Origin of the sequence: Azonexus sp. (assembly GCF_041909095.1) — a bacterium.
Taxonomy (GTDB): domain Bacteria; phylum Pseudomonadota; class Gammaproteobacteria; order Burkholderiales; family Rhodocyclaceae; genus Azonexus.
Genome location: NZ_JAYREB010000007.1, coordinates 106877 through 132132, shown reverse-complemented (window position 1 = coordinate 132132; position 25256 = coordinate 106877). Strand labels below are relative to the sequence as shown.

At 65.8% G+C, this 25256-nt stretch carries 24 protein-coding genes and 1 tRNA gene; 19 read left to right on the top strand and 6 right to left on the bottom strand.

Annotation, left to right across the window (positions count from 1 at the left end; translation table 11 throughout):
* Positions 1–35: 35 nt before the first annotated feature.
* Together ACE3OV_RS13740 and ACE3OV_RS13735 are read right to left on the bottom strand one after the other, a co-directional pair.
* Positions 36–4238 carry a DEAD/DEAH box helicase gene (locus ACE3OV_RS13740; protein ID WP_374327860.1) on the bottom strand — a complete coding sequence of 1401 codons (4203 nt, stop codon included), beginning with the start codon at positions 4236–4238 and terminating at the stop codon, positions 36–38.
* Between the two features lie 108 nt (positions 4239–4346).
* Positions 4347–5009: a GntR family transcriptional regulator gene (locus tag ACE3OV_RS13735; RefSeq protein WP_374327859.1), complete on the bottom strand. Its 663-nt coding sequence runs from the start codon at positions 5007–5009 to the stop codon at positions 4347–4349.
* Between the two features lie 269 nt (positions 5010–5278).
* Here ACE3OV_RS13735 and ACE3OV_RS13730 point away from each other — a divergent pair, with 269 nt between their 5' ends.
* From ACE3OV_RS13730 to ACE3OV_RS13705, 6 genes are all read left to right on the top strand, one after another.
* Entirely contained in the window at positions 5279–6685 is a 1407-nt protein-coding gene (locus tag ACE3OV_RS13730; protein WP_374327858.1) for a short-chain fatty acyl-CoA regulator family protein, read from the top strand.
* A 198-nt stretch (positions 6686–6883) separates the two neighbouring features.
* Positions 6884–8020 carry an SPFH domain-containing protein gene (locus ACE3OV_RS13725; RefSeq protein ID WP_374327857.1) on the top strand — a complete coding sequence of 379 codons (1137 nt, stop codon included), beginning with the start codon at positions 6884–6886 and terminating at the stop codon, positions 8018–8020.
* Between the two features lie 13 nt (positions 8021–8033).
* Positions 8034–9338 (top strand): hypothetical protein, encoded by a 1305-nt coding sequence (locus ACE3OV_RS13720; protein ID WP_374327856.1) that lies wholly within the window; start codon positions 8034–8036, stop codon positions 9336–9338.
* The gene (locus ACE3OV_RS13715) at positions 9335–9595 is read left to right on the top strand and encodes a hypothetical protein (protein ID WP_374327855.1); all 261 of its coding nucleotides are present in this window, start codon (positions 9335–9337) and stop codon (positions 9593–9595) included. The genes ACE3OV_RS13720 and ACE3OV_RS13715 overlap by 4 nt, the downstream gene beginning before the upstream one ends.
* A gap of 81 nt (positions 9596–9676) precedes the next feature.
* A complete protein-coding gene (locus ACE3OV_RS13710) occupies positions 9677–11062 on the top strand; it encodes an exonuclease domain-containing protein (protein WP_374327853.1) in 1386 nt (461 codons plus the stop codon).
* Positions 11059–12447: a diguanylate cyclase gene (locus ACE3OV_RS13705; RefSeq protein ID WP_374327852.1), complete on the top strand. Its 1389-nt coding sequence runs from the start codon at positions 11059–11061 to the stop codon at positions 12445–12447. The genes ACE3OV_RS13710 and ACE3OV_RS13705 overlap by 4 nt, the downstream gene beginning before the upstream one ends.
* A 13-nt stretch (positions 12448–12460) precedes the next feature.
* Here ACE3OV_RS13705 and ACE3OV_RS13700 read toward each other — a convergent pair whose 3' ends face one another.
* A complete protein-coding gene (locus tag ACE3OV_RS13700) occupies positions 12461–12667 on the bottom strand; it encodes a hypothetical protein (RefSeq protein WP_374327851.1) in 207 nt (68 codons plus the stop codon).
* Between the two features lie 36 nt (positions 12668–12703).
* Entirely contained in the window at positions 12704–13276 is a 573-nt protein-coding gene (locus tag ACE3OV_RS13695; RefSeq protein ID WP_374327850.1) for a DUF2726 domain-containing protein, read from the bottom strand.
* A 241-nt stretch (positions 13277–13517) separates the two neighbouring features.
* On the opposite strand from ACE3OV_RS13695, the gene ACE3OV_RS13690 reads away from it, so the two are divergent.
* The 4 genes from ACE3OV_RS13690 (at position 13518) to ACE3OV_RS13675 (ending at position 14998) form a co-directional block, all read left to right on the top strand.
* Positions 13518–14078, top strand: coding sequence for a hypothetical protein (locus ACE3OV_RS13690; protein WP_374327849.1), 561 nt, complete (start codon positions 13518–13520; stop codon positions 14076–14078).
* 115 nt (positions 14079–14193) lie between these two features.
* A complete protein-coding gene (locus ACE3OV_RS13685; protein WP_374327847.1) occupies positions 14194–14382 on the top strand; it encodes a hypothetical protein in 189 nt (62 codons plus the stop codon).
* Positions 14383–14384: 2 nt separating this feature from the next.
* Positions 14385–14591 (top strand): hypothetical protein, encoded by a 207-nt coding sequence (locus ACE3OV_RS13680; RefSeq protein WP_374327845.1) that lies wholly within the window; start codon positions 14385–14387, stop codon positions 14589–14591.
* A complete protein-coding gene (locus ACE3OV_RS13675; protein ID WP_374327843.1) occupies positions 14588–14998 on the top strand; it encodes a hypothetical protein in 411 nt (136 codons plus the stop codon). Before ACE3OV_RS13680 ends, ACE3OV_RS13675 begins: the two co-directional genes overlap by 4 nt.
* Before the next feature lie 83 nt (positions 14999–15081).
* Here the strand turns inward: ACE3OV_RS13675 and ACE3OV_RS13670 are convergent.
* Positions 15082–15157, bottom strand: a tRNA-Asn gene (locus ACE3OV_RS13670).
* Positions 15158–15258: 101 nt separating this feature from the next.
* A complete protein-coding gene (moaA, locus tag ACE3OV_RS13665) occupies positions 15259–16233 on the bottom strand; it encodes a GTP 3',8-cyclase MoaA (protein WP_374327842.1) in 975 nt (324 codons plus the stop codon).
* A gap of 408 nt (positions 16234–16641) precedes the next feature.
* Between moaA and ACE3OV_RS13660 the strand changes: the two genes are divergently transcribed.
* From ACE3OV_RS13660 to narL, 9 genes are all read left to right on the top strand, one after another.
* Complete coding sequence (locus ACE3OV_RS13660; protein WP_374327840.1) at positions 16642–16947, top strand: 4Fe-4S dicluster domain-containing protein; 306 nt, start codon at positions 16642–16644, stop codon at positions 16945–16947.
* Positions 16944–17195, top strand: coding sequence for a chaperone NapD (locus tag ACE3OV_RS13655; RefSeq protein ID WP_374327839.1), 252 nt, complete (start codon positions 16944–16946; stop codon positions 17193–17195). Before ACE3OV_RS13660 ends, ACE3OV_RS13655 begins: the two co-directional genes overlap by 4 nt.
* A 2-nt stretch (positions 17196–17197) precedes the next feature.
* Positions 17198–19774 (top strand): nitrate reductase catalytic subunit NapA, encoded by a 2577-nt coding sequence (gene napA / locus ACE3OV_RS13650; RefSeq protein WP_374327838.1) that lies wholly within the window; start codon positions 17198–17200, stop codon positions 19772–19774.
* Between the two features lie 25 nt (positions 19775–19799).
* Positions 19800–20618 (top strand): ferredoxin-type protein NapG, encoded by an 819-nt coding sequence (gene napG / locus ACE3OV_RS13645; RefSeq protein WP_374327837.1) that lies wholly within the window; start codon positions 19800–19802, stop codon positions 20616–20618.
* On the top strand, positions 20606–21490 hold the full coding sequence (gene napH, locus ACE3OV_RS13640) for a quinol dehydrogenase ferredoxin subunit NapH (RefSeq protein ID WP_374327836.1): 885 nt from the start codon (positions 20606–20608) through the stop codon (positions 21488–21490). The genes napG and napH overlap by 13 nt, the downstream gene beginning before the upstream one ends.
* Complete coding sequence (locus tag ACE3OV_RS13635) at positions 21487–21945, top strand: nitrate reductase cytochrome c-type subunit (RefSeq protein ID WP_374327835.1); 459 nt, start codon at positions 21487–21489, stop codon at positions 21943–21945. Before napH ends, ACE3OV_RS13635 begins: the two co-directional genes overlap by 4 nt.
* A gap of 70 nt (positions 21946–22015) precedes the next feature.
* Positions 22016–22639, top strand: a complete 624-nt coding sequence (locus ACE3OV_RS13630) for a NapC/NirT family cytochrome c (protein ID WP_374327931.1) — start codon at positions 22016–22018, stop codon at positions 22637–22639.
* A gap of 98 nt (positions 22640–22737) precedes the next feature.
* Positions 22738–24603, top strand: a complete 1866-nt coding sequence (locus ACE3OV_RS13625; protein WP_374327834.1) for a histidine kinase — start codon at positions 22738–22740, stop codon at positions 24601–24603.
* On the top strand, positions 24600–25253 hold the full coding sequence (gene narL / locus ACE3OV_RS13620) for a two-component system response regulator NarL (protein ID WP_374327833.1): 654 nt from the start codon (positions 24600–24602) through the stop codon (positions 25251–25253). Before ACE3OV_RS13625 ends, narL begins: the two co-directional genes overlap by 4 nt.
* Positions 25254–25256 lie beyond the last annotated feature (3 nt).

Below are 25256 nucleotides of genomic sequence, written 5' to 3'. Positions count from 1 at the left end.
AAACCGGCGGCGGGATTCCCGCCGCCCCCCGCTCCCTACTCGCCCCGGATCAGCGCCACCAGGTCTTCCGTCGACGGCAGCGTCGAGGCGTCGCCCTCGTCGAGGATGCTGTCGGCCAGCGCCCGCTTGTCGTGGTGCAGATCGACGATGCGTTCCTCGATGCTGCCCTTGCTGACCAGACGATAGACGGTCACCGGCCGTAGCTGGCCGAGGCGGTGGGCGCGACCCATCGCCTGGTCCTCGGCGGCCGGATTCCACCAGGGATCGGTGATCACCACGTAGTCGGCGGCGGTCAGGTTGAGGCCGAAACCGCCGGCTTTCAGGCTGATCAGGAAGAGGTCGCTGTCGCCGGCCTGGAAGGCGGCGACGCGCTTGCTGCGTTCGGCGGCCGGCGTCGCGCCGTCCAGGTACTGGTAGCTGATGCCGGCGGCGTCGAGCGGCGCGCGCAGGATCTGCAGGAAATCGACGAACTGGCTGAAGACCAGGGTCTTGTGCCCGTTGGCGGTGAGTTCGGCGGCCAGTTCGGCGAAGGCCTGCACCTTGGCGCCGACGATGCCGAATTCCGGACTGACCAGGCGCGGATCGCAGGCGGCGCGGCGCAGCCGGGTCAGTTGCGCCAGGATGTTGAAACGCGCCTGCCCGGCCTGGGCGTCGAGCGTCCCGACCTCGTCGATCGCCTGCCGGCGCAAGGCTTCGTAGTGCGCCGCCTCGGCGGACTCCGGAGCGACCGAGAGGATCAACTCGGTACGCGGCGGCAGATCCTGCAGCACCTGCGCCTTGGTGCGGCGCAGGACGAAGGGGGCGATCAGGCGTTTCAGGACGTGCTGGGCGTCGCGGTCGCGGTTGCGTTCGATGGGGCCGGCGAAGCGTTCGTTGAAGCGGCCGCTGCTGCCGAGCAGGCCGGGGTTGGCGAAGCGCATGATCGACCACAGCTCGGCCAGCCGGTTTTCCACCGGCGTGCCCGAGAGGGCCAGGCGGAAATCGGCCGATAGCTCGAACAGCGCCTGCGAGCGCTTGGTCGCCGCGTTCTTGATCGCCTGCGCCTCGTCGGCGACGACGGTGTGCCACTGGCGGCCGGCAAAGCGTTCCTGGGCCAGTTGCAGCAGGGTGTAGGAAACGATCAGCACGTCCTGCGCACCGGCCTGGTCGATCAACTGCTCGCGCTCGCTGTCGCTGGCCTCGCTGTAGATGCGGGCGTTCAAGCTGGGCGCGAAGCGCAGCGTTTCGGCCAGCCAGTTGCCGCACACCGAGGTCGGCGCGACGACCAGGGTGGCGCCGCCTGGCGCCCGTTCGAGCATGACGGCGAGCGCCTGCAGGGTCTTGCCCAAGCCCATGTCGTCGGCCAGGCAGCCGCCCATGCCGGCGGCGGCGAGGCGCATCGCCCACTGGTAGCCTTCCTCCTGATAGGGCCGCAGTTCGGCCTGCAGGGATTTCGGCAGCTTCGGCATGATGTTCTGCGCGGCGCGCAGGCGGTCGATGGCCTGGCGGAAATCGGCGCCGGCTTCCATGTCGGTGCCGTCGAGCACGTCGTCGAGCCAGGCGGCGGCAATCTGCGGCACCTTGCTGCCGTGCTTGTCGACTTCGGCAACCGCCGCCAGATCGAGCAGCTTCTGTTTCAACGAGCGGGTCAGCGCCGCATAGACGCCGTCGCCGATCGGGATGAAACGGCTCTTGTCGCGGGCGGCGGCGAGCAGGCTTTCCAGTTGCACGACGAGGCCTTCATCGAGCCCGGCCTGGCCGGCGACGCGGAACCAGTCGCGCTCCTTGCGGACGGTGATGCCGAGCTTGCCGGCATCGACACTGATGACGCGGACGCTCTTGCCCTTCGGCCAGTCGATGGCGGCGATGCCGGCTTGCGCCGGCAGGCCCTCGACCAATCCGAGCGCCAGCTCCGGGTCTTCGATCAACCACTCGCCGCTTGCCGCGTCCCCCAGTTCGTCGAGGAAAGGAAAGGCATCGAGCAGGCTTTCCAGGTGTTTCCTTTCCGCCGCCAGATTCCGCTCGGTGCCCAGGGTTTCGCCGCCGATCGCCGCCATCAGCCGGCCCCGGCCGCTGCCTACCGGCAGGCGCGGGCCATCGGCGCCGAAGGGGGCGGCGACCAGGCGCAGCGACAGCGCTTCGCCGACCGGCGCCAGTTCCGCCCGCAGGCGCGATTCCGCCGCCACCTGCCGCGAAGCCTGCGCCGCGTCGGCCTGCACCTGGAAATGCCCCGCCAGCGCCTGCAGCGTCTTGTCGAGCTCGGCCTGCGCGCCCTCGGCCTTTGCCGGCACCGCGAAACGCCCGGACACCAGTTGCGCGGCGCGTTTTTGTGCCGCCGTGTAGCGCACCAGCCGGACGCGCTGCGCCCCGTCCGGCAACAGGGTGATCAGGCGCAGCGCCTCGGCGTCGCGCTTGGCTTCCGCGTCGAGGTAATAGCTGTCGGGCTCTTCCGCGCGCATGGGCGGGTTGATGCGCATGACGATCTTCTCGCCCTGGCGGACGGCTTCGAGCTCGGGCGGCGTTTCGACCAGATCGATCAACTGCCCCGGCGCACCATCGAGGACGACGGCCGGATGGCCGACCAGCGCCGCAATGGCAGCGGCCAGATCGATATTGAAACGTTTGGCGTAGTAGCGATCGCTGCGCACGTAGCGGGCGACCCGGGCGTCCGCCGGCGGCAGCGCCTGATTGGCCACCAGCCGGCCCAAGGGCAATGCCTTCGGCGCGCTCCAGCCGCGGCTGCCGCGCTTCTGCTCCAAGGGTTTGATGTCGAGCAACTCGCCTTGCTTGCCGATGCTCAAGGCCCACAGGATGCGGGTCTTTGCGGCGGCGTCCTTATCCTTGGCGGCGGCGCCTTCGCCTGCCAGCGCCTGCAGCGCGCCAAGCACTTCGCGCCAGCGCTCGCCCTTGCCGGCAACAAAAAACCCCGCCGGCGGCTCGTCGCCGCCAAGCACGGCTTCGGCGGCGTCCAGCATGCCAAGCAGGCGCTTGAATCCGCACTCCTGCAGGCGGCGGCGCAGACCGTCGAAAATCAGCGCCGTCTTCTTGCCGGCCTTGGCGACGCCCAGCACCTCGGTGCCGATCCAGGCGGCCAGCATAACTCTCCAGAAAATCGTCAGCGAATAGGGATCGTAGCCTGAGTCCTGTAGCGAAAACGCGCCCGGCACCAGGGGCGCGTTGCCCAGTCGGGCATCGATGGCATTGACCCAGCGCCCCCAAACGTCGTGAGCACTGGGCGTTCGTGAGCCGGCTTCGCCGACGCAGAATTTGCGCGCCAGTTCGAGTTGCTTCTGACCACCCTGTGCGAACAGGGCGAGTGGGTAAAGCCAGGCGACCGAGTTCGGAAACACCCGTTTGCGCACGCCCATCTCGGCCTGGCCGCGCTTGAGGGCAGCCTCGTAGGCCTGTTGCCCGCCCGCCCACTGTCCATCGGCAATCAGCGCCGCTGCCCGCAGAACATCGCAACCGGCACCGTCGATGCCGTCCAGCGCCTGCCCCAGCACGGCCGTATCGCCGCGCTGCAGCGCAATATCGGCGAGTGCCATGCGCAGGTGGGGGGCCAGGCTTTCCGGGCGGGACTGCAATCGCGCCCAGGCCCAGTCGACCACCGGCAGGAAACCGCTCTCCCAATGGTTGCTGAGCGAAATGACCGCCCGGTTGGCCAGCTCGGATTGCCAGTAGGGATCGAGACGTTCGAAACTCTCGCCGTCAAAGGGCAGAAGCACCGCCTCCGCCGCCAGTTGCCACCAGTTCTGCTCCTCGTTGAGCACATTGGCCAGCGGCGCAATCTCCTCCCGCCCTGCTCCCGCCAGGAACATGGCGCGCAACAGGGCGATGCTGCCCGACTGCTTGCCGCGAAAGCTGTACAACCATGCCCGCCGCAAGTCGAACTGATGGACGCGGCAAACCAGTTCAACCAGTTGGCGCGCGCCCTTGAGTTCGAGCAATTGCCGGTAGAGCGGCACCCGCAGGGAATCGACCAGCTGGAAATAACCGGGGCGTTGCGCGTGTTCCTCAAGCAACTGGCGCTGATTCAGTTCCTGGAGCGCCGTCTTGACCTGCTCGCCGGTGAAATTGCGTCCGGCCGCGTTCTTGAGTGCCAGCAGCGAGAGCAGTTCAAGGAGTTGGGTCCGGGTGCAGTAAGACCACAACAGGGCGCCGGCCAGAGCAAGCTTGTGGGTATCGGCGGACAAGCCCTGGGTGTCGGATTGCTGAACGGGGTCCGCCTTCGGCGGCAGCGGAAAAAGATCATCGGTCATGGGAGTGACAGCAGGAAAGGGCGAAAAAGCGGACGCCAAATCACGAGTATTTTCGCCCCGAGCCAAGCCCGTCAAGCAGAAACTGCCAGTTTTCGCCGTTTCCCGACCTCAGCCTGCCACGCTCACCGAAAGTTCGTTGCAAGCGCCGAGCAGACTGGCGCGAAAATCTGCCGCCAGCCCGCGATACACAGCCAGTGCCGCCGCCGGGTCGGCCTGTTCGATGGCCTGGCACAGCGCAGCGCGTTGCGTCGGCGCCCCGCCCCGGTCGGCGAATGCCAGCGCCGGGCCGAGGCAAAGTCGCAGTTGCTGATGCAGGTTGCGGCTGACCGCCGCCAACGGCGGCTGGGCGAGCAGTTCGACGGCGATCTGGCAAAACCCCGCCCAACTGCCGCCCGCCGCGGCAGCCTGGCTCAGCCGCATGCGCCCCGAGACCTCAGCCTGCCCGAGCAGGCGAAGCAGCGCATGACGCGCGATGAGTTCGACAACGTCGAGCGCCGCGCCAAGATCGTCGCTGGCGATGCGCGCCACCCGGCAACCACGGTAAGGGACGACCTCAAGCAGCCCCTCGCTGGCCAGCACCTTCACCGCCTCGCGCACCGGCGTCCGGCTGACGCCGTAATGGCGGGCCAGCGCCACCTCGTCGACCGGGCTGCCGGGCGGCAGCCGGTGGGCGAAGATACGTTCGCGCAGCGAATCGGCGACGCCCTCGTACAAGGCCTGACCGCCGAAGCCGGGCAAATCGGCGGCCATCTGACGGTTCAGTCCGCACATGGGGTGCTGTCCTGCGTTTGCGTTGCGGCTGTCGTCACTTCCGCTGTGGGCGCTGGCGACGGTGGTGCCGGAAAGAGTTCTTCAAAGTAAAGGTAAGGATTGACGAACATGCTGGACTCCTGGGATCGGGATGAGGAAAGGCTTGCCGGCGACGCCGGTTTTTCGCAATATACGCATCGCAATAATTCAATAAACCACTGAAATAGCGTGACTTTGCAAAACACGGCCGGCTGTTTTGCGAATCTTGCGAACACCCGGGATGAATAACGATGAAAAAGACCTTCATGGGCCTGCGCCTGAAGCGCCTGCGCGAGGAACGCCAGATGACGCAGGTGGCGCTGGCGCAGGCGCTCGGCCTCTCGCCGAGCTACCTGAACCAGCTCGAACAGAACCAGCGGCCGCTGACGGTGTCGGTGCTGTTGCGCCTGAACGCGGCCTTCGGCATCGATATCCAGCTCTTTTCCGAAGACGATGAAGCACGCCTGATCAGCGAACTGCGCGACCTCTTCGCCGCCGCGCCGAACGACGACGCACCGGGGCTGGCGGAAATCCGCGAACTGGCCAGCCGGCTGCCCGGCGTCGCCCGCACCCTGCTGCAACAGGGCCGGCAACTGCACGAGGCGCGCGAACGCGAGGCGATCTGGGCCAGCCGACTCGGCCTCGACCGGCTGAGCGAGGAACTGCCGCGACCGATGCCTTTCGAGGCGGTGCGCGACTTCTTCTACCGCCGCCACAACCATATCGCCGAACTCGACGAACTCGCCGAACGCTGCTTCGCCGACTGGCAACTGCGCCCCGGCGACACCGGCAGCGCCCTCGCCCGCCGCCTGAGCGAACGGCACGGCATCCAGGTCAGCATCGCCAACGACGATGACGGCCTGCTGCGCGATTTCGATGCGCCCACCCGCCAGCTACGCCTGTCGTCGTCGCTCAGCGCCGGCCAGCAGGCCTTCCACATGGCAACGCAACTGGCCCGGCTCGAAGCCGGCGAGCTGATCGGCGAACTGGCTGCCGCCGCCGACCCGGACGACGAGGAAACCCGGCGCCTGGCGCGCATCGGGCTGGCCAGCTACTTCGCCGGCGCCTTGTTGCTGCCTTACGGCCTTTATCTGGAAAGCGCCGAAGCCTGCCGCTACGACATCGAACAACTCGGCCGCAGCTTCGGCGTCGGCTTCGAAACCGCCTGCCACCGGCTGTCCACGCTGCAGCGCCCGCAGGCCCCCGGGGTGCCCTTCTTCTTCATCCGCGTCGATCGCGCCGGCAACATTTCCAAGCGCCAATCGGCGACCGACTTCCACTTTTCACGCATCGGCGGCACCTGTCCGCTGTGGAACGTCTATGAAGCTTTCGCCCAGCCCGGCAGGATCCTCACCCAGCTTGCCGCCATGCCCGACGGCCGCAACTACCTGTGGATCGCCCGCAGCGTCCGCCGCGGCCACGGCGGCTATGGCGCCCCGGGCAAGACCTTCTCGATCGGCCTCGGCTGCGACCTGCGCCACGCCGAGCGCCTGGTTTACAGCAAGGGACTCGATCTCAAGGCCGTAGACGGCTTCACGCCGATCGGCACGGCATGCAAGGTCTGCCCGCGCGCCCATTGCCCGCAGCGCGCCTTCCCGCCCAGCGGCAACGCCCTGGTCGTCGACGAGCAGCGGCGGCATTTTTCGCCCTACGCCTGATTCGCCGCGCCGCCCATGAGCGCGATGACTCGCCGCCTTTGCCGTCTCGTTTGACATGCGGTGAAAGGCCCGGGGATACTTGGCCCGAATTAAATTTTCCAGCATTGCATCTGGTGCATTTTCCGGTCGAAACCGGGACACCCCTTGCCGGGTGGCTGGTTTCCGGTGGTCACAACGAATCTTCAGCGGGGAGTTGTCATGGGTCTTGTGCGTGCGGTGAGCGGTGCGGTCGGCGGGGTATTGGCGGACCAGTGGAAAGACTTCTACACGGTGCCGGCCGGCTTGCCGTCCACGGCAGCGCTGTTTGCGGCAGTGCCGCAGGGCACCAATGCCGGGCGCGGCTCGAACACCAGCGGCTCTTCCAACATCATCAGCAACGGCTCGAAGATCATCGTGCCCGAGGGTTACGGGCTGCTGCTCTTTCAGGAAGGCAAGATCACCGGCTTCGCCGCCGAACCGGGCGGCTACGAGTGGCGCTCGGACGATCTCAACTCGCAGTCGATCTTCGCTGGCGACAACCTCGTCAGCGCGCTGATCATGCAAAGCTGGGAGCGTTTCAAGTTCGGCGGCCAGCCCGGTTCGCAGCAGGCCGCATTCTTCGTTTCCTTGAAGGAGTTGCCGGACAACCGTTTCGGCACGCAGTCCGAGATCTACTGGGACGATGCCTTCCTCAATACGCAGGTCGGCGCGATCACCCGCGGTTCGTATACGCTGAAGATCGTCGACCCGATCCTGTTCGTGAAGAACTTCGTGCAGGCGACCTACCTGCAGGCCGGCCGGGTTTTCGATTTCAGTGATTTCGACAATGCTGCCGCCAGCCAGTTGTTCAACGAGGTCGTCGCTTCGCTGGCGCCCGCCTTCAGTCTCTACACCAACGATCCGGGCAAGGGCAACCGCATCGCCCGCATCCAGCAGGATACGGTCGGCTTCGCCAGGAGCCTGTCCGAGGCGGTCGAGCAGGCTTACCAATGGAAATCCGATCGCGGCCTGGCGATCACCAAGACCGCCATCGTCTCGATCGAATACGACGCGAATACCCGTGAACTGCTGAAAACCGTGCAGCGCGCCGATGCGCTCTCCGGTGCGCGCGGCAACTCGAACCTGCAGGCCAGCGTCGCGCAGGGCATCCAGTCGGCGGGCGAACACAGTGGTGCCGCCGGGCTGGTCGGCATTGGCATGTTGACCGGCGGCCTCGCCGGGCTGCAGCAGCAGCCGGCTGCCCCGGCTGCGGACGACCCGGTTGCCAAACTGAAAAAAGCCAAGGAGATGCTCGATCTCGGCCTGATCACCCAGGCCGACTACGACGCGCTCAAGGCGAAGGCGCTGGGCCTGTAAACGTAGCGCAACCATGGCCGATACCGAGTTCCCTCAGTCACGCCCGGTCGCCGGTCCGGGTTCGCCGCGGGACGTGCCGCCGCCGCCCGGCCATCCGCCCGTCGACCAGTCGCTGCCCGAGGCAATCCGCCAGGAACTGGAAGCGCCCGACCCGGCCATCATCGACACCGCCGCCAGCGAACTCAGCGATGGCATCAACCGCTGCCCGAAGTGCGGTTCAACCGACATCCGCCACAAGCCGGGCAGCGATTCGCTGGTCTGCCTGTACTGCCGCCACGAATGGGACGGCACGCGGGTCGAGGAACTGTTCGGGCTGGGGGAAGGCATTGACGATCTCCAGGGTACCGTCATCGCCTCCGGTGCCAGCGACATTGCCGCTGATGCCGCCGCCCTGATGACTTTCAAGTGCAGCGGCTGCGGTGCCGAGGTCACGATCAACACGGAAAACGCGATGACCGCGCGCTGCCACTGGTGTCGCCATACCCTGGGGGTGAACGAGCAGATCGCCAACGGCGCGGTGCCTGACGCGGTCCTGCCCTTCCGCATCAAGAAGGAAGACGCGGTGGCGCGTATCCGCCAGTTTGTCGATAAACGGCGGCTCTTCGCCCTGAAGGCGTTCAAGGCGGAATTCACGCCCGAGAACGTGATCGGTGTCTACCTGCCCTACATGATCGTTGACGGCAACGTGAGCGTCGAGGTCGCCGGCAAGGGCGAGATCAAGACGCGCGAATACACGCGCGGCTCCGACAAGAACAAGCAGACCTATTACGACGCCGACATCTACCAGGTCGAACGGCAGGTCGATTTCACCGTCGACGATCTACCGCTGGAATCGTCCAGGGAACGCGGCAACCTCGACACGCGCGCCAATACCAACAACATCATCAACACCATCCTGCCCTTCGACACCAAGAACGCGGTGAAGTGGAACGCGTCCTACCTGTCGGGTTTCACCTCGGAAAAGCGCGACAGCAACGTCGAACACCTGCGCCCACGGCTGGAAGATCAACTGCTGTCGATTGGCCGCGCCCAGGTCGAAAACTCGGTGCGCCGCTACGACCGTGGCGTGCGCTGGGAAGAGGAAAAGCTCGATGTGCACGGCAGCCGCTGGGTTTCCATGTACCTGCCGGTCTGGCTGTATTCCTACCACCAGCCCGGCGCCAATGGCGGCATGCTGCACTACATCGCGGTCAATGCGCGTACCGGCGAAACCATGGGCAGCGTGCCGGTGCAGCAATGGAAACTGCTGCTGGCCGCGCTCACCGTCGGCACCATCCTCGAAACCATCGCCATTGCGATCCTGGTGAATTTCTCATGAGCGACGACAGCGGACTCTGGCTCCTCCTGGCTGGCCCGGTCGGCGCGACCGCGCTGTACTGGACCTTGTATCGTTATTACCGCAACACCGACAAGTCACACGGCTTCGAGCGCGAAACCAAGGTCGAGGCGCAGCCGGTGCGGGGGACAGACCTCAAGGTCGACGAGGTCACCGGCACGCAGCGCAGGCGGATCAATGGCGACAACGTCAGCGACTATCGTGCCCGGGTCCGGCGGATCAGGGATGAGTCTTCCTGAACACGGAGCCGGTAAGCGTCGACGACTTTTTCGCCCTGCGCTGGAATCGCCGCGCCGCCCAGTCATGAGACAATGCCGGCCATGACCGCCATCGCCTTCGTCGACCTGGAAACGACCGGCGCCACTGCCGCCAGCGACCGCATCACCGAAATCGGTATCGTCGAAGTCGATACCGATGGCAGCGTTCGCGAGTGGCAGCAACTGGTCAATCCGGGCCGGCGCATCGCCCCTTTCGTCGAGCGCCTGACCGGCATCAGCAACGCGATGGTCGCCAGCGCCCCGCCCTTCGCCGACGTCGCTAAAGAAGTCCTGAGCCGCCTGCGGGGACGGCTGTTCGTCGCCCACAACGCGAGTTTCGACTACGGCTTCCTGAAAAGCGAATTCCGCCAGCTCGGCGTCGACTTCCGGGCGCCGGTGCTGTGTACCGTCAAGCTGTCGCGCGCGCTCTATCCCGAATTCAAGCGCCACAGCCTGGATGCGCTGATCGAACGGCACGGCCTGCACGCCAGCGGTCGCCATCGGGCGCTGGCCGACGCCCGCCTGATCCACCAGTTCTGGCAGAAGATCCACGACGACCGCAGCGCCGAGGAGATTGAATCGGCGCTCGCCGAACTCAATCCCTATTCCAGCCTGCCACCGCACATCGACGCCGAAGTCGTCGACGCGCTGCCCGACACGCCCGGCGTCTATCTGCTCTACGGCAGCCGCGACAACCAGGACGACCTGCCGCTCTACGTCGGCAAGGCCAAGAACATCCGCGGCCGGGTGCTGGCGCTCTTCTCCGGCAAGCAGCAATCGCCGCGCGAGCGCGCGCTGGTGCAGCAGACAAGGCGTATCGACTGGATCCAGACCGCCGGCGAGATCGGCACCCGACTGCGCGAAACGGCGCTGGTCAAGCAACTGCGCCCGACCCAGAACGGCCCGCTGCGCGACGCCGAGGAAGTCTGCACCTGGACTTTCATCAACGCCGGCGACGGCTGGCTGCGGCCGCAGCTGAGCCTGGTCCGCAACCTCGGCGTCGGCACCGGCAAAGCCTGCTACGGGCTGTTCAGCAACGCGCGCCAGGCCAAGGACTTCCTGCGTAACCTGGTCGAAACCAATCAGCTCTGCGATGCCCTCAGCGGCCTCGAACACGCGCCGGCCGGACAGGCCTGCCCGGGCCACGCCGCCGGCCGCTGCAAGGGCGCCTGCGTCGGCAAGGAAACACTGGCCAGCCACAGCGCCCGCCTGGTCGGCGCGCTGGTCGCCCTCAAGCTGCCGAGCTGGCCTTTCCCAGGCCCGGCGGTAATCCACGAGGGCAACGAAATCCACGTCATCGATGGCTGGCGCTACCTCGGCACGGTGCGCAGCGAAAGCGAGATCGACGCGCTGCTGGCGGCTGACCGGCCGCCCTTCGACCACAACACCTACACCATCCTCAACAAGCACCTGCGGCTGATGAAACCGCTGCGCCAGCGCCAGCCATGAGACGCCTGCTGGCCACCGCGCTGTGCATCGCCCTCAACGCGACGGCGACGGAAGCCGAAAACATGGCGCCGCTCATCGAGCTCACCGCCACCGAGCAGGCCTACCTGGCTGCCATGCCGGTCGTCCGCATGTGCGTCGATCCGGACTGGGCACCGTTCGAGCAAATCGACGAGCACGACCGCCATGTCGGCATCGCCGCCGACCTGATCCAGCAGGTCTCGCGCCGCACCGGCCTGAAGATCATGCTCTACCCGACGCGCACCTGGGAGGAAAGCCTGGCCGCTTCGCAAGCCGGGCGCTGCCAGATCATGAGCTTCCTCAACCGGACACCGGAACGCGAACGCTGGCTCGACTTCACGGCGCCGATCTTTGTCGATCCGAACATGATCATCGCCCGCGAAGACCACCCCTTCGTCGGCGATGTGCGCTGGCTGCGCGAAGAAAGCGTCGCCCTGCCGCGCGGCACCATGGTCGAGGAACACCTGCGTCGCGATTACCCCAACCTGCGCATCGTCCTCACCGAAAGCGAACCGGAAGCGATGACCCTGGTTTCCGAACGCAAGGCCGATTTCACCGTGCGTTCGCTGATCGTCGCCGCCCACGCCATCCGCAAGCAGGGTCTGTTCAACCTGAAGATCGCCGGCCAGGTGCCGGAACTCGGCAACCAGTTGCGCATCGGCGTGATCAAGAGCGAGCCGGCCTTGCGCGACATCCTCGACAAGGGCGTCGCCACGCTGAGCGCGGCCGACCGCGAGCAGATCGTCAATCGCCACGTCTCGATCACCGTCCAGAACGGCACCGATTACCGGCTGGTCTGGCAACTGCTGGCTGGCGGCCTGGTCATCGCGCTGCTCGCCGCCTTCTGGATGCGCAAGCTCAGCCGGCTCAACCGCGAACTGGCCCGCCTCTCAGTCACCGACCGGCTGACCGGCATCTACAACCGGATGAAACTCGACGAGGCACTGGCCGCCGAAATCCAGCGCTGCCGCCGTTACGACCAGGCGCTGGCGATCGTCCTCCTCGACATCGACCACTTCAAGCGCATCAACGACACCTACGGCCACCAGGCCGGCGACCGCGCGCTGATCGACATCGCCCGCCTGCTCAGTGACGGCAGCCGCGAAACCGACGTCGTCGGCCGCTGGGGCGGCGAGGAATTCATGATCGTGCTACCGCACACCGATCTCGCCGGCGCCGGCCGGCTCGCCGAAAAAATGCGCACCACCATTGCCGCCCACGAGTTTTCCGGCATCGGGCAGCAGACCGCCAGCTTCGGCGTTGCCGCCTACCGCATCGACGACCAGCCGAACGATCTGGTCGCCCGCGCCGACGCCGCACTGTATGAAGCCAAGCATGCCGGTCGCAACCGGGTGGCCGGCGGCTGAATCCCGACGCGTTTCAATCGGCAGCGGTCGCTGCCTCTTCCTCGTCGTCGCCAACCGCCGCGTCGACGCCGGCAGCGGCCACATCGACCGCCGTTTCCACCACCGTCGCGCCGACCTTGACTGTCGTCGCCACCACCGTCACCGCCGCATCAGCCACCGCAACCACGGCACAACCTTGAAGCCCGGCACATAGCAGCAGGGCAAACCAACAAACACGCATGCAAACTCCAATGATCGCGCCGGCGGACCCGGGTGGTCAGCGGCTGGCAGAACCCCGGCAAGCAGCGGCCAGCTCAGGGAAAACGACCTCGCTCCCCGGCTCCTGCATTACCGGCGCCCCCAGCGCCACCGCCACGACGCCGCGCACATCATCCGGCAGGTAAGTGCGCTGCGCCGGGAAGAATACCAGCGGTAAGCCGGCAGCGGCACAGGCATGGTGCAGGAAATCGTCGCGCCGCTTGCGCTTGCCCCGGGCGTGGGAAATGTCGTTCAGCTCGATGGCGCAAACCGGCTGCAGATCGCCTGGACGGCAGAGCAGGAAATCGAAATGCTTGCCACTGATCTGGTTGAACGCCTTTTGCCAGGCGGCCCGCGTCTGGCAAGTGGCGATCCCCAGCACATCGGCAACGCGAACCTTGCCAAAAACCCGAAATTCATCACCCAGCGATTGCTCCAGCACCCCGAAAAACAAACGCTCGGCGGGTGAAAACAGGTGCTCGACAAGCACATAAGGGGGCGCTTCCTCCAGGCAAACCGCGCTGCGCCGCTTGCGCGTCGCCAGAAACAGAAGCGCGGCGACGGCAAGCAAACCTGTCACGAACCATTCCATTTTTGCCTCCCTTTTTAGTCATTTGGAATGACAAAAAAGGCTACGCCTTTGCCGCTTCCAGCTCAAGCCGAAAACGGCAAATCCTCGAAAAACTGGCGTTTATCACCAAAAATTCCTGTCGCCCTCCAGCGACAGTGGCACGCGAAAAGTTCTGCCTGGACCGTCAGTCCATCGACATCAAAGATTGAATACGTCATAAGCAAAAGAGATAATGCCGCCTTTCAAACCAGAACCAACCATCATGCAAACCACCAGGCTGACCCTTGCCCTCGCCATCGCGACCCTCGCCACCGGCTGCGCCACCATCACCGGCGACACCGTCCAGTCGATCCGGGTCGAAACCCGGACTGCCGACGGCACCGAAATCCGCGACGCCGATTGCGAACTGAGCAACGAATACGGCACTGTCCGCCTGCGCACACCGGGCAATGTGACGATCCGCCGCTCGCCGAGCGACCTCAATGTGCTGTGCAGCAAGGCCGAACAGCAACCCGCTCATGGCCGCGGCGTCTCCCGCGCCAACGCCGGCATGTGGGGCAACATCATCTTCGGCGGCGGCATCGGCGCCATCATCGACCACAGCAAGGGCACCGCCTACACCTACCCGCAATGGATGCAGATGACCTTCGGCAAGGTCCTCACTTTCGACCGTGGCGACGACAAGGACGGCCAGCCCTCGGTCGCCCGCGAAACCGCCACCCAGCAACCCCAGCCCACCGCCCAGGGCAGCACCAGCCCGCAAGCCGCGAGTGGCAGCCAGCCGGTTACGCAGCAGGGCAACCCGGCCGGCAACAAGCTCTGACCAAGCCGGGCTGACGCCCCCCCCGACATCGGCGTCGGGCGTCAGCCCCCAAACTCACCCGGCAGTCCGGCCGGGCGGCTGCCAACGATCAGCAAGACGCAAATCAGGAACATCTATGGAAATATTGTTCGGCATCGTGTTATTCGTCATTCCGCTCTGGCGAATCTGCCGCCGAGCGGGATTTCCCCCGGCCTTGTCGCTGATCGCCCTCGTCCCGCTGCTCGGTTTCCTGATCGTCGCCGGCATCCTCGCGTTTGCGGAGTGGCCGGCGTCCCGTCCGACCGCCACCAACCAAGAGAGCTGAACATGGGCACCTTTTCCATCTGGCACGTGCTGATCCTGATCGCCGTTATCGCCGTTGTCGCCCTGCCTGCCTGGCTCTTCGCGCGCATCTTCACGAAGGCCGGCCTGTCGCCATGGTGGGCCCTGCTCGCTTTTGTTCCGCTGTTCAACCTGATTGCGCTGTGGTCGTTCGCCTTTTCGCCCTGGCCGAAGTTTCCGGAGAAGACGTGACAAACGGGAATGGCCCCACATTCAAAGCCACGAAGAATGAAGCCGAAGCAGCGATGGAGAACGCTATTCCACCGGAAAATCTGACTGCAAGTCCCTCACGTCAGTACGCAAAATGGAGAGATCAGGCATTTTTGATCATTGCCATTCCCGCAGCACTATACCTGTCTTACATATTGGTGGCATTTTCGGTAGGCGCAAAGCACTCCTGCGACGGTGGTGGCGAAATGTATTTCCTGCTGGGCATCTGGTCATTGCCAGTTATCGCCAGTTCTGCATTTGTTTTTGGTCCGAGGTACAGTGGGGTTGCACGCCTCGTCGCTTCCATCACTTCCACAATAATCGGCGTGATCGTCTGGGCTATAGCGTTCAGCGCCTCTGGCATGTATTTTATCTGCAGGCTTTTCTAATTGGCTTTGCAGCAAAAATGCAGCAACAATGCCTCCAGATAGCAAAAAGCCCGCAAGGTTGCGGGCTAAGTGCTTGAATCTCTTGGCTCCCCGACCTGGGCTCGAACCAGGGACCTACGGATTAACAGTCCGGCGCTCTACCGACTGAGCTATCGGGGAATCTTGCCGTCGTTGCGACGGCGGCGCGGATTATAGACGCAAAGGCAGGCGCCAGCCTAGCGTTTTTTCGGGGATTTTTCCGTTTGCTGCCTGAGCGGCTTTCAGCCGCCGGTGGCCGACATCAGGCGGACGACCTTGTGCGGTGCGGTGGTGAAGTCGTGCTGCAGCGGTTTGCGGTCGATGGCGTCGCGGATCAGTGCCTCGATCGCATCGAGCGAGGTATTCGGGTCGCGCAGCAGCGGCCGCAGGTCGACCTGGTTTTCCTGGCCGAGGCAGAGCTGGAGCTGGCCGGCGGCGGTGACCCGGACCCGGTTGCAACGGTCGCAGAAGTGCTGCGAGATCGGCGTGATGAAGCCGATCGAGAACTGCCGGTCGGGCGAGCACAGGTAGCGGGCCGGGCCGCCGCCGGGCAGGACGTGGTCGATCAGGCCGTGGCGTGCCTGCAGCGTGCGGATCACCGATTGCAGCGAACGGCTGCCGATCGCCTGCGCGGCGGTGCCCATCGGCATGTTTTCGATCAGGCGCAGGATGAAGCCGCGCTGACGGCAGTAGTCGATCATGCGGTCGAGTTCGGCTAGCGAGGAGTCGGGCAGCCAGACCTGGTTGATCTTGATCAGCCGGAAATCGAGGGCCGCCGCCGCATCGAGCCCGGCGAGCACGTCGTCCAGACAGTCGCGGCCGGTGATGCGGGCGAATTCGCGACGATCCAGCGTGTCCAGGCTGACGTTGAGGCGGGCGACGCCGGCCCGCTTCAGTTCCGCAGCCTGCGCCGCCAGGCGGGTGCCGTTGGTGCTCAGCGAGAGGTCGTCGATGCCGTCGATGGCATGCAGGCGGCCGATCAGTTCGGGCAGGCGGGCACGGGTCAGCGGTTCGCCGCCGGTCACCCGGATGCGGCGCACGCCGAGGCGGGCGAAGGCTTCGGCCATGCGGACGATTTCGTCGAAGCTCAGCCAGTCGCCGGCGGCCGAGTAGCAGGCGGAGCTTTCCGGCATGCAGTAGGAGCAGCGCAGGTCGCAGCGGTCCGTCACCGAGAGACGGAGGTAATCGACGACGCGATTGTGGCGGTCAACAAGCATGGTGGAATCGCTCCCGGCGCTTCTGAGATGCGCCGATTATGCGAGTTTCCGGAGCCAGACAAGCCGCCCTACCCCTTAATTGCCGGCCACCTCGCCGAAAGCGCCGGAAAAACCGCCGCCAGGCCCGCAAAACCGTGGTTTTCCCGGCGCAGCTCTCTGCCGATGCCCGGCCGCCAACGCTCCTGACATCGATTGCGGCGTACCACCATTGCGCGAGGCGGTAGCGCCCGCCCGCGCCGGCCGACCGGCCCAAGAACACAAGCCCTTGTTTTTGCGTCATTTCCAAAAAACCCGCAGCTACCTCTTTCGGCGTAGGCGCCAGTGCCAGCGGCGTTTCACCCCCCCTGTCGGTGGCGCCGCGCACTTCCTAAGATGCGCTTGCCATCCATGCCGGACCGATTCCAGACCATGCAACCCACCACCCTGTCGCGACGCAACTTCCTCCTCGGCCGCCGCACCGCCGAGCCGGGGCCGCAGGTCGTGCTGATCGGGCCGGGCTGCCTGGCCGCCAACGGTGTCGTCTGCCGCAGCTGCGCCGAATCCTGCGATGCCGGCGCCATCCGCTTCCGCCTGCAACTGGGCGGCATCGCCTTGCCGGAACTCGATGCCACGCGCTGTACCGGCTGCGCCGAATGCCTGCCCGCCTGCCCGACCCGGGCGCTGGTGCTGCAGGCCGTACCCACCTCGCCCACTTTGACAGGGGATTGCTCATGAAAATCGTCAGCCTGGTTCTCAAGTACCTGCCGGAACACCTCGCCGACGTCCAGGCCGGGATCGAACGCATCCCGGGCGCCGCCGTCGCGCAGAACGACGGCAAGGGGCAGCTGATTGCCCTGATCGAAGACGGCGAAGGCTACGCCGTCTCCGACTCGATCATTGCCGTACATCAGGTGCCGCACGTGATGTCGGTGACGCTTGCTTACGAATACAGCGACGAAGTGTTCGCTACTGAGGAGGTTTGACCATGAGCATGAATCGACGTGAGTTCCTGAAGACACAGGCCGTCGCCGCCGCCGCGGCAACCGCCGGGATGCCGCTGGCCGGCATCGCCGCGCCGCAAGCCGCTGCCGCGTCCACCGACATCCGCTGGGACAAGGCGGCCTGCCGCTTCTGCGGCACCGGCTGCTCGGTGCTGGTCGGCGTGCAGAAGGGACGTATCGTCGCCACCCAGGGCGACCCGGACGCGCCGGTCAACCGTGGCCTCAACTGCATCAAGGGCTACTTCCTGTCGAAGATCATGTACGGCGAGGATCGCCTGACCCAGCCGCTGCTGCGGATGAAGAATGGCAAGTTCGACAAGGACGGCGACTTCCAGCCGATCACCTGGAAGCAGGCCTTCGACATCATGGAACAGAAGTGGAAGGCGGCACTCGCCGCCGACTTGAAGGCCAACGCCGGCAAGCCGCTGAACGAGATGGTATCGACCGTCGCCATGTTCGGCTCCGGGCAATGGACGATCTGGGAAGGCTACGCCGCCAGCAAGCTGTGGAAGGCCGGTTTCCGCTCCAACAACCTCGACCCCAACGCCCGCCACTGCATGGCTTCGGCCGTCGCCGGCTTCATGCGCACCTTCGGCATCGACGAGCCGATGGGCTGCTACGACGACATCGAGAACGCCGACGCCTTCGTGCTCTGGGGCTCGAACATGGCGGAGATGCACCCGATCCTCTGGTCGCGCATCACCGACCGCCGGCTGACCCACACCGACGCCCAGGTCCACGTGCTGTCCACCTTCGAGCACCGCAGCTTCGAACTGGCCGACAACGGCATGATCTTCGTGCCGCAGACCGACCTCGCCATCCTCAACTACATCTGCAACCACATCATCCAGTCGGGCAAGGTCAACAAGGCCTTCGTCGACAAGCACGTCAATTTCAAGATGGGCGAAACCGACATCGGCTTCGGCCTGCGTCCGGCGCACGCGCTGGAAAAGGACGCCAAGTCGAACGGCTACCCCGGTGCCGACGGCAAGCCGAAGGGCGATACCGGCGCCGCCAAGCCGATCAGCTTCGAGGAATTCAAGAAGTTCGTCGCCGACTACACGCTGGAAAAGGTCAGCAAGATCTCCGGCGTCCCCGCCGACCGCCTGAAGAAGCTGGCGGAAATCTACGCCGACCCGAAGAAGAAGGTGGTCAGTTTCTGGACCATGGGCTTCAACCAGCACACCCGCGGCACCTGGGTGAACAACATGATCTACAACGTGCACCTGCTGGTCGGCAAGATTTCCGAACCGGGCAACGGACCGTTCTCGCTGACCGGCCAGCCCTCCGCCTGCGGCACGGCGCGCGAAGTGGGCACCTTCGCCCACCGCCTGCCGGCCGACCTGGTGGTGACGAACCCCGAGCACCGCAAGCACAGCGAGGAAATCTGGAAGCTGCCGGACGGCACGATCAGCGCCAAGGTCGGCTACCACGCCGTGGCCCAGAGCCGCGCGCTGAAGGACGGCAAGATCAAGTGCTACTGGACGTCAACGACCAACAACATGCAGGCCGGCCCCAACATCAACGGGGAAATCTACCCGGGCTGGCGCAATCCGGAAGCCTTCGTCGTCGTTTCCGACTGCTACCCGACGGTTTCGGCGATGGCCGCCGACCTCGTCCTGCCGTCCGCAATGTGGACCGAAAAGGAAGGCGCCTTCGGCAACGCCGAGCGGCGCACCCAGTTCTGGCGGCAGCAGGTCAAGGCACCGGGCGACGCCAGGTCCGACCTCTGGCAGTACATCGAATTCTCCAAGCGTTTCAAGGTCGAGGAAGTCTGGCCGGCCGACCTGATCGCCAAGGCGCCGCAACTGAAGGGCAAGACGCTGTTCGACGTGCTCTACAAGAACGGCCAGGTCAACAAGTTCCCGCTCGCCGATCTGGAAAAGGCCAACGGCCACGCGATCAAGGGCTATAGCAACGAGGAGTCGAAGGAACTCGGCTTCTACCTGCAGAAGGGCCTGTTCGAGGAATACGCGATGTTCGGTCGCGGCCACGGCCACGACCTCGCCGACTTCGACCTCTATCACAAGGCGCGCGGCCTGCGCTGGCCGGTGGTCGGCGGCAAGGAAACGCTGTGGCGCTTCCGTGAAGGCTACGACCCCTACGTCAAGGCCGGCGAAGGCATCCGCTTCTACGGGCACAAGGACGGCAAGGCGGTGATCTTCGCCCTGCCCTACCAGGACCCGCCGGAAAAGCCGGACAACGAGTTCGACCTCTGGTTGTGTACCGGCCGCGTTCTCGAACACTGGCACACCGGCACGATGACCCGGCGCGTTCCCGAACTGCACCGCTCGGTGCCCGAAGCCGTCGTCTTCATGCACCCGGACGACGCCAAGAAGCGCGGCATCCAGCGCGGCATGAAGGTCAAGGTCGCCTCGCGGCGCGGCGAAATCCAGCTGCGCGTCGAGACCAAGGGCCGCAACAAGCCGCCGCTGGGCCTTGTCTTCATCCCCTTCTTCGACGAAGGCAAGCTGGTCAACAAGCTGACGCTCGACGCCACCTGTCCGATTTCCAAGGAAACGGACTACAAGAAGTGCGCCGTCAAGATCGTCCGCGCCTGAGTCAAGAAGCCACCGGTAAACCACCGTGAAACCCGAACCCACCCACCAGCAGAGAAAGGAAGCCGGCGCGCTTGCCTCCCAGGCGCGCCGGAAATTCCTCAATCGCATCGCCGCCGCAGCCGGCGGCGCCGGTGCGCTGGCGCTGGGTTCGCTGTTCGCCATGCCGCCGGCGGCGGCCCGTCCGGCGCAGGCGCTGCGCCCGCCCGGCGCCCTGCCGGAAGCCGACTTCGCCGGCGCCTGCCTGCGTTGCGGGCTGTGCGTCCAGGCCTGCCCCTACGGCACCTTGCGCCTGGCCACGCCGGGCGACGGCCTGGCCACCGGCACGCCGGTGTTCACGGCGCGTAATGTGCCGTGCGAGATGTGCGAGGACATTCCCTGCATCAAGGCCTGCCCGTCGTCGGCGCTCGACCATCGGCTGACCGAGATCAACAACGCCCGGATGGGTCTGGCGGTGCTGATCGACCATGAATCCTGCCTCAACTTCCTGGGCCTGCGTTGCGACGTCTGTTACCGGGTGTGCCCGGTGATCGACCAGGCGATCACCCTGGAAAAGCTGCACAACCCGCGCTCCGACCGCCACGCGCTGCTCCTGCCGACGGTACACGCCGATCATTGCACCGGCTGCGGCAAGTGCGAAAAGGCCTGCGTGCTGCCGACGCCGGCGATCAAGGTACTGCCCAGGCCGCTCGCCCAGGGCGCGCTGCCCGAACATTACCGCAAGGGCTGGGAAGAGAAGGAACGCCACGGCGGATCGCTAATCGGCGAACAAATGCAGATGCCGGTACGCGGCCTGGAAGACAAGGCTCCCGGCGACACTCGCCTCAACTCGGAATGGAAGCCATGAGCGCCGGACGCGAAGCCATCCGCAGCAAGGGCTGGTGGGCCGCCCAGCGCTGGTTGCTGTTGCGCCGCGCCAGCCAGTTGCTGGTGCTCTCGCTGTTCCTCAGCGGGCCGTGGTTCGGCCTGTGGATCGCCAAGGGCAACCTGGCCTCGTCGCTGACCTTCGACCTGCTGCCGCTGAGCGACCCCTTCGTCCTGCTGCAGTCGCTGGCCGCCGGTTTCATGCCGGCGCTGAGCGGGCTGCTCGGTGCAGCGCTGGTTCTCGTCGCCTACAACCTGATCGGCGGCCGCGTCTTCTGCGCCTGGGTCTGCCCGGTCAACGCAGTGACCGACAGCGCGGCCTGGCTGCGCCGCCGGCTCGCCATCAAGACCGGCCGTGTGCCCGATGCCGCCACCCGCTACTGGCTGCTCGGCGCCGTCTTCGGGCTTGCCGCGCTGAGCGGCAGCCTGGTCTGGGAAACCGTCAACCCGGTGCACCTGATGCAGCGCAGCCTGATCCAGGGGCTGGCCGGCGCCCTCGCCGGCGGCATGACGATGACCCTGAGCGTGCTTCTACTGGTTTTTCTCTACGACCTGCTGGTCGCCAGCCGCGGCTGGTGCGGCCACCTCTGTCCGATGGGCGCCTTCTACGGCCTGCTCGGGCCCAAGGGGCTGCTCCGCGTGGCGGCCAGCCAGCGCGCCGCCTGCAACGACTGCATGGACTGTTTCGCCGTCTGCCCCGAGCCGCAGGTGATCCGTCCCGCACTCAAGCAGGACGGCCAGGTTTCCCCGGTGATTCTCGACCGGGACTGCACTGCCTGCGGACGTTGCATCGACGTCTGCGCCAAGAACGTCTTCAACTTTACTCATCGGTTCGACCAAAGGAGCGATTCATGAACACTACGAGCCGCCTGTTTTCCTCCGCCGTCCTGGCGGTTTTCCTGGCCCTCACCTCGCTGACCTCGGCAGTTGCCGAACCGAAGCTGAAATCGCTGCGCGGCAGCGAAATCCAGGGCGCCGACACGGAGTCCGCCGACCCCTTCAAATCCGAGAAGGACCGGGCGCCGATCGAACGCAACTACGTCCAGCAGCCGCCGCTGATCCCGCACAAGGTCGAGACCTACACGGTGACCAAGAACTTCAACAAGTGCATGGATTGCCACGCCTGGACCCGCTACAAGGAAACCGGCGCGACCAAGGTCTCGCTGACCCACTTCAAGACGCGCGACGGCCAGGAACTCTCCAACATCTCGCCGCGCCGCTACTTCTGCCTGCAGTGCCACGTCCCGCAGGCCGACGCCAAGCCGCTGGTCGGCAACCGTTTCCAGGCCGCCGAAGGCATCGGCCACTGAGCGCCGACCAGGGAGGAAGATCATCATGCAAGCACTCATATCCCGTCTCAAGGCCATCGGTAGCTGGGCGATGGCCCGCGTCAACGTGATCGGCCCGCTGGCGCTGGCTGGCATCTTCGTCGCCGGCATCGTTTTCTGGGGCGCCTTCAACACGGCGATGGAATGGACCAACCGCGAAGCCTTCTGCATCTCCTGTCACGAGATGGAGGAAAACGTCTATCGGGAGTACCGCAACACGGTCCATTACTCGAACCGTTCCGGCGTCCGCGCCACCTGCCCGGACTGCCACGTGCCGAAGGAATGGGGACCGAAGATCTGGCGCAAGATCCAGGCCTCGAATGAAGTGCTGCACAAGGTCCTGGGCTCGATCGACACGCCGGAGAAGTTCAACGCCAAGCGTCTCACCCTGGCCCAGCATGAATGGGACCGGATGAAGTCGACCGACTCGCGCGAATGCCGCAACTGTCACAATTTCGAGTACTTCGACTACGGCGTCCAGGGCAGCCGCTCGGCACGCATGCACCAGACCGGACTCAACGAGGGCAAGACCTGCATCGACTGCCACAAGGGCATCGCCCACTCGCTGCCCGAGGTTAATCAGTCGATCGGCGCAGCCAATGCGGAAGGCGCCACGCCCGAGCAGTTCCATCCGCCGCAACCGGCCAAGCCGGAAGCGCCGCCCGCGGCCAGATAGCGGGGACAGCGGGGGGCCGGAGCGCCCCCCTGTCGCTTTTGGCCAGCCGATCTTCGATAATGGACCGCCCGATGCCCGAGTCTTCGCCCGCGCCGCCCGTGATCCCCGCCCTGCTCAACACCCTGCGCCATTCCATCCTGGCCCGCATTGGCCTGGCCATGGTCGTCCTGGCCACCCTCTCCTTCCTCTCCGTACTGATCTCGACGGTGATCGCCGACAGCAGCGTCGGCAAGGCAAGCGCGATCAACCTTTCCGGTTCGCTGCGCATGACCAGCTACCGCCTGCTCAGCGAACTGCAGCAGGCCGACCGCCGGCCGTTCGCCGGACAAACGCTGGAGCAGTTCGAGCGCCGCCTGGAAACGCTGGAACGCGCGGTCGCCGGCCATACCGGTTCGGCGCTCGACCAGTTGCTGGCGCAGGTGCGCCAGCGCTGGGAAGAGGAAATCCGCCCGCTGGCGCGCGTCGCCACCGCGCCGGAAGGCAGCGCCAGCCCGGAAGCGATCCAGCAACTGGCGCAGGACATTCCCGGTTTCGTCAACCGCATCGACGAGGTCGTGCAACTGATCGAACTCGACCTCGAGGAGCGCATCCGCCTGCTGCGCGCCACACAATTCGCACTCTTCGGCTTGTTGATCGTGGTCAGCCTGATCACCTCCTGGATGCTGCGCAAGCTGCTGTTCCGGCCGCTCGCCGACCTGCTGAAGGCGGCGCGCAGCGTCACCGCCGGCTCCTTCGGCGCCCGCGTCCGCCACACCGCCCCCGACGAACTCGGCCAGCTCGGCCAGGCCTTCAACACCATGATGGACGAGATCACCAGCATGTACGGCCAGCTCGAAGCCAAGGTGGCGCAGAAGACCGAGGCGCTGACGCGCACCAACCAGTCGCTCGAACTCCTGTACCGGACCAGCCAGCAGTTGTCTTCCGGCGACCTCGGCCTGGAAACCATCCACCAGGTGCTGCGCGAGATCGAGGAAGCGCTCGAACTTGGCCACAACGCGATCTGCATCAGCGAACACGGGCAGTTTCCGGCGCAGCAGGTGGTCGGCAGCCTGAGCCCCGGCGAAAACCTCCGGCTGCGCGCCGAACGCGACTGCGCCACCTGCTTCCACCAGGCCACCCTGGCGCCGGAACAGCAGACCGGGCGCACCGCCGACGGCCGGCAGATGATCGTCTTCCCGCTCGGCGGCAACGAATCGCTGCACGGCGTGATGCCGGTCATGCTCGACAGCGCCATGCCGCTGCCGCGCGACAAGCTGCGCACGCTGGAAACCGTCAGCCGGCAGATTTCGAACGCCCTGGTCAACATGCGGCGCACCGAGGAACGCCACCGTCTGGCGGTACTCGAGGAACGCGCGGTGATCGCCCGCGAACTGCACGATTCGATCGCCCAGTCGCTGAGCTACCTGAAGATCCAGGTCACCCGGCTGGAGAAGCATCTCGGCGACAACCCGCAGGCAACGCCGATTGCCGAAGAGCTGAAGGTCGGCCTCAACGCCGCCTACCGCGAACTGCGCGAGCTGATCACCACCTTCCGCCTGCGCCTCGACGAGCGCGGCTTCAGCGCCGCGCTGCAGGAAACCGTCGAGGAATTCTCGCGCAAGTGCGGTTTCGCCATCGCCCTCGACAACCGGCTGTCCGGCATCGTCCTCACCGCCAACGAGGAGATGCACGTCATCCGCATCATCCGCGAAGCGCTCGCCAACATCGAGAAGCACGCCAAGGCGAGCAGCGCCGGCATCGAGATCGGCCTCGACGACGACCGCCGCGTCCGCGTCTGCGTCCGCGACAACGGCCGCGGCTTCAACCCGGAGACGCCGCCGCGCAACCACTACGGGCTGATCATCATGCGCGACCGGGCGCAGATCCTCGACGGCAGCGTCGAGGTCGTCAGCCCGCCGGAAGGCGGCACCCTCGTCTGCCTGGGCTTTCGCCCCGAACAATTCAGCGCCAAGGAAAACCGATGAACGCCACTGCCCCGCTCACCCGCACCCTGGTCATCGACGACCACCCGCTGTTCCGGCGCGGCGTCTGCCAGCTGCTCAGCCTCGAACCCGGCTTCGAGATCGTCGGCGAGGCGGCGAGCGGCGAGGAAGGGCTGGAACTTGCCCGCCAGCTTGACCCCGACCTGATCCTGCTCGACCTCAACATGAAGGGACTGGGCGGCATCGAAACGCTGCGCGCCATGCGCGATGCCGACATCGCTGCCCGCATCCTCATCCTCACCGTCTCCAACGCCGCCGAAGACCTGATCGCCGCCATCCGCGCCGGCTCCGACGGCTACGTGCTGAAGGACGCCGACCCCAACGACATGCTGCGCCTGATCCGCAGCGCGATGGACGGCCAGGACGCGATCAGCCCGGAGCTGATCGGCCTGCTGACCCTGGCGCTGCGCCAGGAAAGCCTCGGCGAGACGCGTAGCCAGGCCAGCCTGACCGAGCGCGAAACGGCAATCCTGCGCTGCCTGGCCGCCGGCAAGTCGAACAAGCTGATCGCCCGCGAGCTCGACATCATGGAAAGCACGGTCAAGGTGCACATCCGCAACCTGCTGAAGAAACTCAAGTTCCGCTCCCGCGTCGAAGCCGCGGTGTGGGCGGTGAACAAGCAGATCACCTGAGCG

Coding starts and splice junctions, on each gene's coding strand:
- ACE3OV_RS13740 (WP_374327860.1), bottom strand. CDS start 4,238: ATGACCGATGATCTTTTTCCGCTGCCGCCGAAGGCGGACCCCGTTCAG.
- ACE3OV_RS13735 (WP_374327859.1), bottom strand. CDS start 5,009: ATGTGCGGACTGAACCGTCAGATGGCCGCCGATTTGCCCGGCTTCGGC.
- ACE3OV_RS13730 (WP_374327858.1), top strand. CDS start 5,279: ATGAAAAAGACCTTCATGGGCCTGCGCCTGAAGCGCCTGCGCGAGGAA.
- ACE3OV_RS13725 (WP_374327857.1), top strand. CDS start 6,884: ATGGGTCTTGTGCGTGCGGTGAGCGGTGCGGTCGGCGGGGTATTGGCG.
- ACE3OV_RS13720 (WP_374327856.1), top strand. CDS start 8,034: ATGGCCGATACCGAGTTCCCTCAGTCACGCCCGGTCGCCGGTCCGGGT.
- ACE3OV_RS13715 (WP_374327855.1), top strand. CDS start 9,335: ATGAGCGACGACAGCGGACTCTGGCTCCTCCTGGCTGGCCCGGTCGGC.
- ACE3OV_RS13710 (WP_374327853.1), top strand. CDS start 9,677: ATGACCGCCATCGCCTTCGTCGACCTGGAAACGACCGGCGCCACTGCC.
- ACE3OV_RS13705 (WP_374327852.1), top strand. CDS start 11,059: ATGAGACGCCTGCTGGCCACCGCGCTGTGCATCGCCCTCAACGCGACG.
- ACE3OV_RS13700 (WP_374327851.1), bottom strand. CDS start 12,667: ATGCGTGTTTGTTGGTTTGCCCTGCTGCTATGTGCCGGGCTTCAAGGT.
- ACE3OV_RS13695 (WP_374327850.1), bottom strand. CDS start 13,276: ATGGAATGGTTCGTGACAGGTTTGCTTGCCGTCGCCGCGCTTCTGTTT.
- ACE3OV_RS13690 (WP_374327849.1), top strand. CDS start 13,518: ATGCAAACCACCAGGCTGACCCTTGCCCTCGCCATCGCGACCCTCGCC.
- ACE3OV_RS13685 (WP_374327847.1), top strand. CDS start 14,194: ATGGAAATATTGTTCGGCATCGTGTTATTCGTCATTCCGCTCTGGCGA.
- ACE3OV_RS13680 (WP_374327845.1), top strand. CDS start 14,385: ATGGGCACCTTTTCCATCTGGCACGTGCTGATCCTGATCGCCGTTATC.
- moaA (WP_374327842.1), bottom strand. CDS start 16,233: ATGCTTGTTGACCGCCACAATCGCGTCGTCGATTACCTCCGTCTCTCG.
- ACE3OV_RS13660 (WP_374327840.1), top strand. CDS start 16,642: ATGCAACCCACCACCCTGTCGCGACGCAACTTCCTCCTCGGCCGCCGC.
- ACE3OV_RS13655 (WP_374327839.1), top strand. CDS start 16,944: ATGAAAATCGTCAGCCTGGTTCTCAAGTACCTGCCGGAACACCTCGCC.
- napA (WP_374327838.1), top strand. CDS start 17,198: ATGAGCATGAATCGACGTGAGTTCCTGAAGACACAGGCCGTCGCCGCC.
- napH (WP_374327836.1), top strand. CDS start 20,606: ATGGAAGCCATGAGCGCCGGACGCGAAGCCATCCGCAGCAAGGGCTGG.
- ACE3OV_RS13635 (WP_374327835.1), top strand. CDS start 21,487: ATGAACACTACGAGCCGCCTGTTTTCCTCCGCCGTCCTGGCGGTTTTC.
- ACE3OV_RS13630 (WP_374327931.1), top strand. CDS start 22,016: ATGGCCCGCGTCAACGTGATCGGCCCGCTGGCGCTGGCTGGCATCTTC.
- narL (WP_374327833.1), top strand. CDS start 24,600: ATGAACGCCACTGCCCCGCTCACCCGCACCCTGGTCATCGACGACCAC.